The sequence below is a fragment of the Microvirga yunnanensis genome (assembly GCF_025460875.1).
The window spans coordinates 16,209-30,225 of sequence record NZ_JAMXFI010000008.1; the positions used below are offsets into that span (position 1 = coordinate 16,209).

The 14,017-nt window shown below is 65.9% G+C and carries 12 protein-coding genes; 3 read left to right on the forward strand and 9 right to left on the reverse strand.

Going from position 1 to position 14,017, the window contains the following annotated elements; genetic code table 11:
- Window positions 1-10 precede the first annotated feature (10 nt).
- Genes NF876_RS06000 through NF876_RS06010 form a run of 3 tightly spaced genes read left to right on the forward strand, consistent with a single transcriptional unit; the run spans window position 11 to window position 4,616 of the window.
- On the forward strand, window positions 11-3,199 hold the full coding sequence (locus tag NF876_RS06000) for a response regulator (RefSeq protein WP_262267940.1): 3,189 nt from the start codon (window positions 11-13) through the stop codon (window positions 3,197-3,199).
- Window positions 3,196-3,573, forward strand: a complete 378-nt coding sequence (locus NF876_RS06005) for a response regulator (protein ID WP_262267941.1) — start codon at window positions 3,196-3,198, stop codon at window positions 3,571-3,573. Before NF876_RS06000 ends, NF876_RS06005 begins: the two co-directional genes overlap by 4 nt.
- A complete protein-coding gene (locus tag NF876_RS06010; RefSeq protein WP_262267942.1) occupies window positions 3,570-4,616 on the forward strand; it encodes an adenylate/guanylate cyclase domain-containing protein in 1,047 nt (348 codons plus the stop codon). The genes NF876_RS06005 and NF876_RS06010 overlap by 4 nt, the downstream gene beginning before the upstream one ends.
- Before the next feature lie 34 nt (window positions 4,617-4,650).
- Here NF876_RS06010 and lpdA read toward each other — a convergent pair whose 3' ends face one another.
- From lpdA to NF876_RS06055, 9 genes are all read right to left on the reverse strand, one after another.
- The gene (gene lpdA / locus NF876_RS06015) at window positions 4,651-6,048 is read right to left on the reverse strand and encodes a dihydrolipoyl dehydrogenase (protein WP_262267943.1); all 1,398 of its coding nucleotides are present in this window, start codon (window positions 6,046-6,048) and stop codon (window positions 4,651-4,653) included.
- A 5-nt stretch (window positions 6,049-6,053) separates the two neighbouring features.
- Window positions 6,054-7,379 carry a dihydrolipoamide acetyltransferase family protein gene (locus NF876_RS06020; protein WP_262267944.1) on the reverse strand — a complete coding sequence of 442 codons (1,326 nt, stop codon included), beginning with the start codon at window positions 7,377-7,379 and terminating at the stop codon, window positions 6,054-6,056.
- A gap of 1 nt (window position 7,380) precedes the next feature.
- Window positions 7,381-8,394, reverse strand: a complete 1,014-nt coding sequence (locus tag NF876_RS06025; RefSeq protein ID WP_262267945.1) for an alpha-ketoacid dehydrogenase subunit beta — start codon at window positions 8,392-8,394, stop codon at window positions 7,381-7,383.
- Between the two features lie 3 nt (window positions 8,395-8,397).
- A complete protein-coding gene (locus NF876_RS06030) occupies window positions 8,398-9,630 on the reverse strand; it encodes a 3-methyl-2-oxobutanoate dehydrogenase (2-methylpropanoyl-transferring) subunit alpha (protein ID WP_262267946.1) in 1,233 nt (410 codons plus the stop codon).
- 127 nt (window positions 9,631-9,757) lie between these two features.
- Complete coding sequence (locus NF876_RS06035; protein WP_262267947.1) at window positions 9,758-10,048, reverse strand: hypothetical protein; 291 nt, start codon at window positions 10,046-10,048, stop codon at window positions 9,758-9,760.
- A 104-nt stretch (window positions 10,049-10,152) separates the two neighbouring features.
- Window positions 10,153-10,986 carry a universal stress protein gene (locus NF876_RS06040; protein ID WP_262267948.1) on the reverse strand — a complete coding sequence of 278 codons (834 nt, stop codon included), beginning with the start codon at window positions 10,984-10,986 and terminating at the stop codon, window positions 10,153-10,155.
- Window positions 10,987-11,093: 107 nt separating this feature from the next.
- The gene (locus tag NF876_RS06045; RefSeq protein ID WP_373371361.1) at window positions 11,094-11,819 is read right to left on the reverse strand and encodes a DUF2270 domain-containing protein; all 726 of its coding nucleotides are present in this window, start codon (window positions 11,817-11,819) and stop codon (window positions 11,094-11,096) included.
- Window positions 11,820-12,014: 195 nt separating this feature from the next.
- Window positions 12,015-12,935, reverse strand: coding sequence for an MBL fold metallo-hydrolase (locus NF876_RS06050; RefSeq protein WP_262267949.1), 921 nt, complete (start codon window positions 12,933-12,935; stop codon window positions 12,015-12,017).
- A 291-nt stretch (window positions 12,936-13,226) separates the two neighbouring features.
- Complete coding sequence (locus tag NF876_RS06055; protein WP_262267950.1) at window positions 13,227-13,934, reverse strand: GntR family transcriptional regulator; 708 nt, start codon at window positions 13,932-13,934, stop codon at window positions 13,227-13,229.
- Window positions 13,935-14,017 lie beyond the last annotated feature (83 nt).

The window sequence follows — 14,017 nt, forward strand, 5'->3', positions numbered from 1 at the left end:
GCTTACCATCATGCCTGTCTGGCTGAGCGTCCGCTGGCGCCTTCTTCTGGCGTTTCTCGGAATCAGCGCCTTCGCATTGCTGGCGGCCGCGGCGGGCACCTACGCGTTCCGCCAGATGGCCTATGTGATCGAGCGCATCACGGAGCAGCGCGTGCCCGCGGCCATCACGGCCCTCGATCTGTCGCGGCAGGCCGAACGCATCGTCGCGGCCGCCCCCACTCTGCTGAGCGCGCGCTCACAGGTGCAGTATCGGGAGATTTCGGCCTCGATCACGGCCGAGGTCGACCGTCTGGAGGCTCTGCTCGCCCAAATCAAGAGCGATGTCGACCCCGCGACGGGAATCTCCCTCGAGCCGGCCGTGGAGCGGCTCCGTCGCAACCTCACGGCGCTCGCCGGCCTCGTCGCCGGCCGGATTGTCGTCTCGACGCACAAGGACGCGCTCCTGCGGCGCCTGTCGAACGCCACGGTGGCGGCGCAGCGCCTCGTCGCCCCGGCTCTCGTGGTCCTGGATTCCAAGTTCGCCGCCTCACGGCGCGAACAACCGACACAAGGAGCCCCTCTGCCTCCCGCGGTGGTCATTCAGGAGATCGCCGATAACCTGCTGATGCAGAAGGCGCAGCTCGAATTCGCCGCGATCGGCGATGGCCTGCTCAAGGCCTCCCTGACGGACAACGCGGCCGACATCGCGGTTCTCGGCTTCCCCTTGAACCGCTCGCTCTCGGCCCTGCGTCAGATCTCCGCCGACCTGACGGATCCGCGGCTTCGCGGCCGCTTCGACCAGCGCATCGCCGACTTCGCCAAGCTCGTCGAGGGACCGGACAGCCTTCTGTCGGCGCGAAGGACCGAGCTCGGCCTGATCGAGGATGCCGAGCGCCTGCTGCAGGAAAATGCCGGCCTGTCGTCCCAGCTCACACAGGCCGTCGACGGTCTCGTCACCGCGGCCCGGCAGGATATCCAGGCGGCCAGCCGGGAGGCGATGACGGCGCAGCGCGTCGCCAACAACGTCCTGCGCGGCGTGGTCGCCTTGAGCCTGATCAGCTCGCTTCTCATCGTCTGGCTCTACGTCGACCGCAACCTCGTCGCGCGCCTGCGCAACCTGAGCGAGAGCATGCTGGCGATCGCCGGCGGCAACCTGCGGGCTCCCCTGCCGGCCGACAGCGGCGACGAGATCGGACAGATGGCCAGGGCACTCGCCGTCTTCCGCGACACGGCGATCGAGGTCGAGGAGAAGAACCTGCGCGAGGTCGCCAACGCCCGGCAGCGTCTGATCGACGCCATCGAGAGCATCAACGAGGGTTTTGCGCTCTACGATGCCGATGACCGCCTCGTCCTGTGCAACAGCCGCTATCAGGAGCTTCTCTACCCGGCGACGAACGTCCCCATGACGCCCGGCACATCGTTCGAGACCGTGATCCGGCGTGCCGCGGAGCTCGGACTGATCAAGGAGGCGAGAGGACGGATCGACCCCTGGGTGGTCGAGCGACTGGCCCGCCACCGCAATCCGGTCGTGGCCGAAGTGCAGCACCGCGAGGGCGACCGCTGGATCCAGGTGAGCGAGCGCAGGATCGCCGGCGGCGGAACCGTCGCGGTCTATACGGATATCACCGAAGTCAAGCGCCACGCGACGCAGCTCGAACTGGCCCGCGACCAAGCCATGGCGGCGACCAGGGCCAAGAGCCAGTTCCTCACCAACATGAGCCATGAGCTGAGAACGCCGCTCAACGCCATCATCGGGATCACCGAGATGCTGAAGGAGGATGCGGAGGAGGCGGGCGAGACGGCCATGATCGAGCCGCTGGACCGGATCCACCACGCCGGCGCGCATCTTCTGGCTCTCATCAACGAGATTCTCGATCTGGCCAAGATCGAGGCCGGCAAGCTCGAGCTCCATATGGAGGAGGTCGAGCTCGGCTGCCTGTTGGAGGACGCGGTGCGAACGGCCGAGACCCTTGCGGTGAAGAACGAGAACCGTCTCGTCACCGAGATTGCGGCGGATCTCGGCAGCATCCATGCCGATCCCGTTCGGATCCGCCAGATCGTGCTCAACCTTCTGAGCAATGCCTGCAAGTTCACCAGGAGCGGAACCGTCACCCTCCGTGCCGGGCGCGAGACCGCTCCAGGCGGGGACCGGGTGGTTCTTTCCGTTCACGATACCGGAATCGGCCTGACGGAGGCGCAATGCGCCAACCTCTTCCAGGAATTCACCCAAGCCGACAGTTCGATCACCCGGAAGTACGGAGGAACCGGGCTGGGTCTTGCCATCAGTCGCCGGCTCTGCCGGATCATGGGAGGGGATATCACCGTTCGAAGCTCCCCAGGGAGCGGAAGCACCTTCACCGTCACGTTGCCGGCGGGACGAAGCCCGCCGGGCATGCGCAGCCTGCGCTCCGACATGAAACGTCTGCCGATCGGCACCCACCCGATCGGACGCGGGCAGCGCGCGCTGGTCATCGACGACGAGGACACGTCGCGCGGCATCCTCAGGCAGCTCCTGACTCGCGAGGGTTTCGAGGTCATGACAGCCGAAAGCGGTCCTCAGGGGATCGCGATCGCCCGGGACTTCCGGCCCTCGGTCATCACCCTTGACGTGCTGATGGCGGACTCCGATGGCTGGAGCACCCTTCAAGAGTTGAAGCGGGATGTCGCCTTGAGGGACATCCCGGTCATCATGGTCACCATCGTGGATGAAGAGAACCGTGGGTACGCCCTCGGCGCCGCCGCCTATCTGACGAAGCCGGTCAACCGGGAGTGCCTCCTGAAGGCGCTTGCGTCCTGCCGTCCCGAACATGCGAACCCGCGTGTCCTGGTGATCGAGGACGACACCCAGACCCGCGGCTGGCTGACGCGCATCCTCCGGGAGGACGGATGGGAGACGGCCGAGGCGGAGAATGGAAGGGTGGGCCTGGATCGGCTTGCCCTGGTCGATCCGGATATCGTCCTCCTCGACCTGATGATGCCCGAGATGGACGGGTTCGAATTCGTCGACGAGGTTCGCCGAGACGAGAAGACCCGCCATCTCCCTTTGATCGTGTTGACGGCCGCGGACCTCAGCGACGATGATCACCGCCGCCTCAGCGGCGGCATCCGCAAGATCCTGCGCAAGCGGCTCGGCGGAAAGGATGAGGTGCTGTCCAGCCTGCGGGAGGTCATCGCCGATTGCATGAGGCCCGGACGCGCCGGACCTCGGGAGCGAGCATGATCCGGATTCTGTATGTCGAGGACAACGAGGACAACGTGTACATGCTGTCACAGCGCCTGAAGCGGCATGGCTTCCAGGTTCTCGTTGCCCGCGATGGCGAGCAGGGCGTCGAGATGGCCCGCCGGGAGAAGCCCGATCTCATCCTGATGGATCTCGGCCTCCCGACCCTGGACGGCTGGAGCGCCGCCCGTCTGTTGAAGGCAGCACCCGACACCCGGCGAATTCCGATCGTCGCACTCTCCGCGCATACGATGCCGGGAGACAGGGAACGGGCCCTGGAGGCAGGCTGCGACGAATACGACGCGAAGCCGGTCGCTTTCGAGAAGCTCCTGGCGAAGATCGACAGGCTTCTGCAGGATCGGACGACACCATGATCTATGCCGGCGTTCGTATCCTGGTCGTGGATGACAATGAGGACAACCGGTATACCCTGATGCGCCGGCTGCACCGGGAAGGCTGGACCGACGTGATCACCGCCGAGAACGGGCGCGAAGCCCTCGGCAGGGTCGCCGAGGAACGCTTCGACCTCATTCTCCTCGATATCATGATGCCCGAGCTGAACGGTTACGAGGTTCTGAAGCACCTGAAATCGCATTCCGCGACCCGCGATATTCCTGTGCTGATGATCTCGGCCCTGTCCGAGTTCGAGAGCGTCGTCCGCTGCATCGAACTCGGAGCGGAGGATTACCTGCCCAAGCCCTTCAATCCGGCGCTCCTGCGGGCCAGGGTCGGCGCATGCCTGGAGAAGAAGAGGCTGCATGATCAGGAATTGAGCTACCTCAAGGAGATCGAGCGGCAGCGGTCCCGAGCGGAAGCGCTTCTCCATGCCATCCTGCCGGCTCAGGCCGTGGAGGAGCTCGAAAGCGTTCAGAGCGTCACGCCGCGGCGGCACGAGAACGTCGTCGTGCTCTTCGCGGATGTGGTCGGCTTCACGGCTTATTGCGACCTCCTCGCTCCCGAGGAGATCGTCGCCAACCTCCACGTCTTCGCCACTGCCTTCGAGGACAATGCCGCGGAACACGGCCTCGAGAAGATCAAGACGGTCGGCGACGGACTTCTCGCGACCGCCGGCCTTCTCCTGTCCAACCCGGACCCGGTGATGTCCAGCATCGCATGCGCGGCCTCGACGATCGCGTCAGCATCCCGTCTGCCGATCCCATGGGACGTGCGGGTGGGCATCCATGTCGGCCCCGTGGTGGCCGGCGTCGTGGGCCGCCAGAAGTTCAGCTTCGATATCTGGGGCGACACGGTCAACGTCGCGGCCCGCCTCGCGGCCTACGGCACGAGCGCCAGCATCAATATCAGCGCGGCCGCATGGGAACAGGTGAAGACCCGGATCGACGCCTTCCCCCTGGGCCCGGTCCCGATCAAAGGCAAGGGCGACCTGGAAGCCTATCGAATCATCACCTCCCCGTAGGGAGGACGAGCGACACGGCGCCAGATACGCAGTATCAGATATGCAGTTCCTGCCCGAGCGCCTTGAGAGCCGCCTCCTGGAAGGCCTCGCCCTGCGTCGGGTGCGCATGGATCGTACCGGCGACGTCTTCGAGGCGCCCCCCCATCTCGAGCGCGAGACCGAAAGCGGCCGCCAGTTCGGAGATGCCGTGGCCGACGGCCTGAATGCCGAGGACCAGATGATTGTCCACGCGCGCAACGACCCGCACGAAGCCGTCCTCGCCCATCTTGGTCATGGCACGGCCATTGGCCGAGAACGGGAACTGACCGATCGTGACCTCGACGCCCGTTCGACGAGCCTCCTCCGGCGACAGGCCGACGGTCACGATCTCGGGGTCGGTGAAGCAGACCGCAGGAATGCCGCGCTTGTCCCAGACGCGCTTATGGCCGGCGATGATCTCGGCCACCATCTCGCCCTGGGCCATGGCGCGATGAGCCAGCATCGGCTCCCCGGTCACGTCCCCGATGGCATAGATCCCGCGCATGGATGTCTGGCACCGCTCGTCGATGCGGATGAAGGGCCCATCCATGTCGAGGACGAGTTCGTCCAGCCCCCAGCTCTGCGTCACCGGCCGCCGCCCCACCGTGACGAGAATTTTGTCGGCGGCAAGTGACGCCTCGGATCCGTCCTCCGCCTCGACCAGCAGGGTGCTGCCGGCCTTGGCCAAGCCTTTGGCCTTGGCTCCGGTCATCACGTCGATTCCCAGGGCCTGCAGCCTCTTGGACACGGGACGCGTCAGCTCGGCGTCGTATTGCGGCAGAATGCGGCCTTGAGCCTCGACGACCGTGACCTTCGCTCCCATCTTGGCGAAGGCGGTGCCGAGTTCCAGGCCGATATAGCCGCCCCCGACCACGACGAGGCGCTCCGGAACCGAAGTCAGCGCCAGCGCCTCCGTGGAGGAGATCACGGCCCCTCCGAACGGCAGGTTCGGCAAGGCGACGGGCGCCGACCCGGTTGCGATCACGACGGTCTCGGCGCGGACGATCTGGCGGCCCGTCTCCGTCTCCACCTCGACCGTCTTGCCGTCGCGGAAGCGGGCCCGGCCCTGGACGATCTTCACCTTCGCCTTCTTGAGCAGGCCCGACACCCCGCTGTTGAGCCGCCCGACGATGCCGTCCTTCCAGGCAATCGTCTGCGCGAGGTCGAGCTCGGGCTTCGTCGCTCTGATCCCGAGAGAATTGCGACCATTCGCGAGATGGACGATCCTGTCGTACTCCTCCGCCGCATGGATGAGCGCCTTCGAGGGAATGCAGCCGACGTTCAGACAGGTTCCGCCGGGCTTGCCCGCGTCGACGATGACCGTGTCGATCCCCAGCTGACCGGCCCGGATGGCGCAGACATAGCCGCCGGGTCCGGCTCCGATGACCAGGAGCTTGCAGGAAATGTCCTTCATCGGTCTCAGGTCTCCACGAAGATCATGGCGGGCGTCTCCAGAAGCGCCTTGATGCGCTGCACGAAAACGGCCGCATCCCAGCCGTCGATGATCCGGTGATCGAAGCTGGAGGACAGGTTCATCATCTTGCGGGGAATGAACGTGGAACCGTCCCAGACCGGCCGCACGACCATCTTGTTGACTCCCACGATCGCGACCTCCGGATAATTGATCACCGGCGTCGTGACGATGCCGCCCATGGCGCCGAGCGACGTGATGGTGATCGTCGATCCGCTCAGCTCCTCGCGGCTCGCGAGGCCCGACTTCGCCGCCTCGGCCAAACGGTTCAGCTCGGCGGCGCAGTCCCAGAGATCACGTGCCTCCGTGTGCTTTACCACGGGCACCATGAGGCCGGAGCCTGTCTGCGTCGCGATGCCGATATGCACGCCGCCATGCTGGTGGACGATTCCCGCGTCGTCGTCGTAGACCGCATTCAGATGCGGCTGCTCGGCGATCGCCTTGACCATCGCGCGCATCAGGAAAGGAAGCAGGGTCAGCTTCGGCCGATCGGACCGCCGGTTCGCGTTGAGCGAAGACCGCAGATCCTCGAGCGCCGTGACGTCGACCTCTTCCACATAGGTGATGTGCGGGATGCGCGATTTCGCGAGCGCCATCTTCTCGGCGATCTTGCGCCGCAGCCCGATGACCTTGATGTGCTCGACGGCGGTGTTTTGCACGAGCCCCGGCGCCTTGGAGACTTGCCGGCCATGGGTCAGGAAGGCATCGAGATCCTCATGGGTGATCCGGCCTGCGGGACCGGAACCGGGAACCTGCCGGAGATCGGCGCCGGCCTCGCGTGCTCTCAGCCTGACGGCCGGCGACGCGATCGGCCTCTCGCCCTCTGCGCGCATCGCGGGCGCGCGATGCATCCTCACCGGCGGAGCCGGCGGCCTCTCCACCGTCTGAGGCGGCGTGCTGCGGGCCTGCCGTTCGACGATGGCATCCGGAACCCGGACGGCACCATCCGCCTGGGCTTCGATCTCGCCGGTTCGTGCGGGCGCCTCGGCGGCCTTCTCCGGCGGGCTGTTCTCGGACGACGCGCTCTCTTCCCCTTCGACCTTCAGGCGGATCAGAGGGGAACCGATGGCCACCACGTCGCCGATCTCGGCCCCGAGCCACAGCACCTCGCCATCGACCGGGGAGGGAATCTCCACCGTGGCCTTGTCGGTCATCACGGCCGCCAGCACGGCATCCTCGCGGACGAGGTCGCCGACCTTGACGTGCCACTCGACGAGCTCGGCCTCGGCGATCCCTTCGCCGACATCGGGCATTTTGATCAGGTGCTCGCCCATGTCAGGCCTCCATCGTCTCGACGAGGGCGCGTCCGACACGGGCCGGCCCCGGGAAGTAATCCCATTCCTGAGCATGGGGATAAGGCGTGTCCCACCCGGTGACCCGGGCGACGGGCGCTTCCAGATGGAAGAAGCAGGCCTCCTGCACGAGGGCCGCCAGCTCTGCCCCGAAGCCGGACGTCAGGGTGGCCTCGTGGACGACCACGCAGCGGCCCGTCTTCCGGACGGATGCGGCGATCGTTTCCATGTCGAGCGGGATCAGCGTCCGCAGGTCGATGATTTCCGCATCGATCCCAGCCTCGGCGGCCGCGGCCTGCGCCACATAGACCATCGTTCCATAGGCCAGCACGGTGACGGCGGCGCCGTCCCGCACGATGGAGGCCTTGCCGAGCGGCAGGCTGAAATGGCCGTTCGGGACTTCGCTCAGATCGTGCTTCGACCATGGCGTCACCGGCCGGTCGTGGTGACCGTCGAAGGGGCCGTTGTAGAGACGTTTCGGCTCCAGGAAGATCACCGGGTCCGGGTCCTCGATGGCCGCGATCAGAAGACCCTTGGCGTCATAGGGATTGGATGGCACCACCGTCTTCAGCCCCGCCACGTGGGTGAACAGGGCCTCGGGGCTCTGGCTGTGGGTCTGCCCGCCGAAAATGCCGCCGCCGGTCGGCATGCGGATCACCAGGGGACAGGTGAACTCGCCGTTCGAGCGGTAGCGCAGCCGCGCCGCCTCGGACACGATCTGGTCATAGGCGGGATACATGTAATCGGCGAACTGGATCTCGATGCAGGGATGCAGTCCATAGGTCGCCATTCCGATCGCCGTCCCGACGATGCCGGCCTCGCTGATCGGCGCATCGAAGCAGCGCGTCTTGCCGTATTTCTGCTGGAGCCCAGCCGTGCAGCGGAAGACGCCGCCGAAATAGCCCACATCCTCGCCGAAGACGACCACGCGCTCGTCGCGCGCCATCATCACGTCCATCGCGTCACGGATGGCTTCGATCATCGTCATGCGCGCCATGGCTCAGACTCCCGCCTGCTGCCGCTGACGACGCAGATGCGGCGGCATCTCGGCATAGACGCCGTCGAACATCTCGCGGGCCGATGGCTTGGCGCCGGCATGGAGCGTGCCGTAGCTCTCCGCCTCCTTCTGCGCGGCGATCACCGTATCGAGGATCTCGGCTTCCGCCTGCTTGTGCCGCTCCTCCGACCAGGCCCCGCGCAGGATCAAATGGTTTTTCAGCCGGATGATCGGATCTCCGAGCGGCCATGCATCGGACTCCGTCTTGGGGCGATAGGCCGAGGGATCGTCGGAGGTCGAATGGGCGCCGACCCGATAGGTGACGTATTCGACCAGTGTCGGGCCGAGATTGCGCCGGGCCCGCTCGGCGGCCCATTTCGCCACCGCGTAGACGGCGAGATAATCGTTGCCGTCGACCCGCAGGGACGGAATGCCGAAACCCAGGCCGCGCGCCGCGAACGTCCCCGCTCCGCCGCGGGCGATGCCCTGGAACGTGGAGATCGCCCATTGATTGTTGACGATGTTGAGGATGACCGGGGCCTTGTAGGTGGACGCGAAGACGAGCGCCGCGTGGAAGTCCGACTCCGCCGTCGATCCGTCGCCGATCCAGGCCGCGGCGATCTTGGTATCGTTTCGGATGGCCGAGGCCATCGCCCAGCCGACGGCCTGAACGTACTGGGTGGCCAGGTTGCCCGAGATCGTGAAGAACCCGTGCTCCTTGGAGGAGTACATGACGGGCAACTGGCGTCCCTTCAGGGGATCGCGGGAATTCGAATAGACCTGACACATCATGTCGACCATCGAATAGCCGCCTGCGATCAGAAGCCCGGCCTGCCGATAGGTCGGAAAGTTCATGTCCCCCGGCAGGAGCGCCTTGCGGAAGGCGCAGCTGATGGCCTCCTCGCCCAGATGCTGCATGTAGAAGGATGTCTTGCCCTGCCTCTGAGCGATCAGCATGCGGGCATCGAAGGTGCGCAATGTCATCATGTTGCGCATGCCTTCGACGAGCTCCTCGTCGCTCAGGAGCCCGGCCCAGGGTCCGACCGCCTCTCCGGCTCGATTGAGGACGCGGATGATGGAGAAGGCGAGATCGCGGATGGTTTCCGGATCCACGTCGATCTCGGGCCGGGGGACGGCCCCGGCCTTGGGGATTCTCACATTGGAGAAGTCGGGTGTCCCCCCGGGTCGAACGGCCGGTTCTGGCACGTGAAGGGTCAGCGGTCCGTAATCGGTCATGGTCTTTCGTTCTCCTCCCGAGAGAACTAGGAACGAAACACCATTCGGCCATAGGCTGAGCCGTTTCAAAAGAGGGCATGACCGGTTATCGACAGGCTCCGGACGCACGGACCAACCGGCCGGGCCGTCAAGGCTTCACGGTCGCCAGAACTTCGCCCGCCGTGATTTCCGGCTCGCCCTGGATCAGATCGGCCAGACTCGCGTGGATCCACGCCAGGGCCTTCTCGTTGGCCGCAAGCGCAGCCTCGCGGCTGTCGAACAGCGTCACCGAGCCGCCGACGCCGTTGCCGCAATCGAAGACATGGTAGCCCTGAAAGCCCGGCGACTGTCGCAGGATCTGGCCGATCCCGCTCTCGGCGCGTCGGGCCGCTTCGGGCACGGAGCGCATGTTGCGGAATTTCCGGATGACGACATACATGGATGCCTCCACCGTTTGCAGACGAGCACAACCCCAAACGCCGGGGCGCCATTCTGGACGCTCCCCACGATGACGACCGCCGTCGAACGCTGCGGGCGGCCTCGCTAATGAGCCATCAGGACGGGCAATCCGGCATGAGCGATGATATGGCTGGTGGCTCCGCCGAAGATCATCTGCCTGAGACGGCTCTGGGTATAGGCTCCCTTGACGAGCAGGTCCGCGCGGAATGAGGCCGCATCCTCCAGGATGGCTTCGCCGGGAACGCGCGCGTTCAGCCTGCGTGCCGCCGTCTCGGCCCGGACGCCGTTCCGCTGGAGGCGAAGCGCCAGTTCCGCGCCGCTCGGCCCGTCGACGCCCCATCCCTCCAGGGTCAGAACGACGACGCGGTCGGCCTTCGCCAGAAGGGGCATTGCGAGCGCGACGGTCCGAGCCGTCTCCGTACTGCCATTCCAGGCGATCACGACGGTCTCGCCGATCGATGCCGGGGTCGAGGGCGGAACCATCAGCACCGGCCGCCCTCCCTCGAACAAGGCGGCCTCGAGAGTGGCCAGTCGCGGCGGCTCGTCGCTCGACCCCGGGCGCCCAAGGACGATCAGATCGAACACCCGGCCGAAATTCCCGATATAGCTGTCCCCAAACAGCTGCGGACCGATCCACCCGCAGGAGGCCTCCTCCGGCACCTCCGTCTTCCGTGGCACCGCGCAGGACAGCATGAACTCCTCGAAAAGGTGGCGCGCCCGCTCCACCAGTTCACGCTGCTCCTTCTCGCTCAGGATCGTCCATCCGACCGGAACATCGAACGCGATGACGTCAGGAATGTCGGGACCGAGCGCCAGGCCTTCCACATGGCTCCCGAAACGGCCGGCCACGAGGAGGGCGGTGTCAAGGACCGAGCGAATGAAGCTGTGCTGCTCAACCGGAACCAGAATGGCCTTCATGGCAACCACCTCGGTCGGCCTGCGAGCCGATGCCCCGGAAACATTATACTCCCGAACTCCGCGTTCGGCACATCCAATCTTCTTCAGACCGGGTCGGGCCTGAGGCTTCAGACGTGCACATTGCCGAAGGCCAGCTCTCCCTCCCCTGTCTGCTTGCGCAACGTGGCGTAGAGAATCCAGCCATAGAAGATCGCCAGGGCGGTGATAACCGCCCATCCGGGAACCGGCCCGATCGCCGCGTTCCGGACCCATTCCCCCACCGACGCGACGAGGTGGGCATCGACGGCATTTTCCTGCATTCTGATGAAGGTGGTTTTGACGATCCAGGCGAACAGCAGGATCAGGAACATCCAGCAGTAATTGCGGCGGAGGCGGCGCGAGAGGGCTTGGCTGGTGCTCGTCAGGAACAGGGGGCGCCTGAGGTCGTCGCCCAGCTTCTGGACCCAGTCGGCCGTCGTTCCCTCCTCGGGCGAGAAGATCTGGGCGAAGTAGTTGCGCTCCATCCGGCGCACGCGATTGCGATAGACGTCGAAGAAGCGGTAGCGGCGCGCCTCGATCACCAGGAGCAGCAGAACAAGCACCATGGCGAAGATCAGCACCCCATGATGGGCCGTGGGCGTGGAGAGCGAGACCGACAGCATGGCGGCCACCACGGTGATGGCCCAGTTGGTCGTCCGGTCGATCCGGTCGCGCCACCCGGCCATCCGGGCAATCTCGGCCCGGTGGTAATGCGCCATAACGGTGACGAACTCGCTCGACGTGCCGGGAAAAACCGGCGCCTCGACGGGCGGACGCAGGGTCTGGACAAGCGCAGGATCGTTCTGCGGCAGCATGACGGCGCTCCCTCGGCCCCGGCCTCCTCGGATCACGCCGATCGACTCCGGAGGCTCGCGCTCTTGTCAGAACGTCACAGGGCGGGAGTCATTATAGCACCGGGACGGGCGTGCGCAGAATGCAGATCTCGGGAGGAGGCCGTCAAATGGGGACCACCCTGCTCCGGGTCGCGGTCTTTCGTCGACGAGACCCGATCAATCCCAGACGGCATAGGCGAGCCTGTCGAGCGGTATCTTGAGATAGCGTGTTCCGTTGGACTCGGACGCCGGCAGCCGTCCTCCGGCCATGTTCACCTGCAGGGCGTGCAGGATCAGCTTCGGCATCGGCAGCTTGGCATCCCGTGCCTGGCGCATGGCGACGAACGCGTCCTCCGTGGGAGCCCGGACGAGGTGGATGTTGGAGGCCTTTTGACTGGCGACGGTGCTCTCCCAGGCGGGATCCCGGCCTCCCGGCCTGTAATCATGGCCCGAGAACAGACGGGTCTCGTCCGGCAGCGAGAGGATGCGCTGAATGGTGTGCCACAAGGCTCTCGCGTCCCCGCCGGGGAAGTCGCACCGGGCCGTGCCGAAATCCGGCATGAAGAGCGTATCGTGGATGAAGGCGGCATCCCCGACGACATAGGTGATGGATGCGAGGGTGTGGCCTGGTGAGAACATCACGCGTGCATCCATGTCTCCGATCCGAAAGACCTCGCCGTCGGCGAGCAGGCGGTCCCATTGCGAGCCGTCGGCCGCAAACTCCTCAAGGTTGTAGATCTCCTTCCAGAGCCGCTGCACATCGACGATCCGCTCCCCGATGGCCGTCCTCCCACCCGTCCTGTCCTTGAGATAGCCCGCGGCGGACAGGTGGTCTGCATGGGGATGCGTATCCAGAATCCACTCGACGGTGAGGCCCTTCTCGTTCACGCGGGCAAGCAGTGCATCGGCCGACGCGGTCGCGATCGATCCCGACGTCTCGTCATAGTCGAGAACGGGATCGACGAGAGCGCAGCGTCCGGTTGCAGGATCGGCCACGATGTACTGGACGCTGCAGGTCCGCTGATCGAAGAAGGCATCGACCTGCGGCCGGGCAGCCGAGCGATCCGGTCCTGCTTGCGGATAGGCCGCCGTGCTCATGGCTTGCACTCCTTGAGGCGAAAACGGATGGCGTCGCCGAAAGTCCGCAGCCGGCACGCGGTGCGGCGCAGGTCGCCGGCATCCACCAGCGGACGGAACGCCATCAGGCCTCGGGTCGCGGAACGATCGCCCTGGTCCCTTCATCGGCTACCGATCCGGCGATCCGACATTTATAAACCGCAGGGCGTTGCCGGTGAAGTGTCGTCCGGCGCAGGACCGGGCGCGTCTCCGCGACGGGTCGCAGGCGCCGGAGCGGCACCCTGGATGGCGAGGCGGGACGCGTCCTGCCGTTCAGGCCTCCACGAACACCTCCGCGCGCTCGACGGAGAACCGCCCCAACTCCTCCACGACGGCTTCCAGGTGCGCCTCCATGGCCCGGCGCGCGGCCAGCGCATCGTGAGCCTCGAGAGCCCGGAAGATCTCCCAATGCTCGGCCAGGGTCACGATATGCCGGCGGGGCGAGGAGAGAAGTCGGCGCACACGATCGATGTTGGCCCGGGAGGCGTCGATCACGGCGGCGACCCGCGGCAGCTTCAGCCCTTCGACGAGGATCGTGTGGAATTCGAGATCCAGCACGTGGAAGCCCGGGCGATCTCCCCTCAGGACGGCCTGCTGCTGCGCCTCCAGGTTGCCACGCAGGGCCTCGATGGCGTGACAGGACAGATACCGCGCGGCATTCTCCGCCACCATCCCTTCCAGAGCCTGACGGATCAGCATGGATTCCCTGATTTCCGCCAGGCGGATGCGCGCTGCTCTCGACCCGCGCTGCGGCAGGATCTCGACGAGCCCTTCCGCCGCCAGGCGTGTCAGCGCCTCCGAAACCGGGAACCGGGACACCCTTAGGGCACTGCAGACGGCGCCTTTGTCGATGAACTCGCCCGGAGCGAAATCGAGCGCCACGATGGCCGAGCGCAGGGAGCGCTCCACCAGGTCCGTCGTATGCCCTCGGCTCCCCCGCTCGAGGGGAGCAAGGAAATCATAACTTTTTCTCTTGTCCACGGCGTCCATTTGCCTAACATGTTAGCCGAACCGTTGGGCGGACGCCACCGTCTCGTCGGGTAGCTTCCACGAGCGGCACCGCT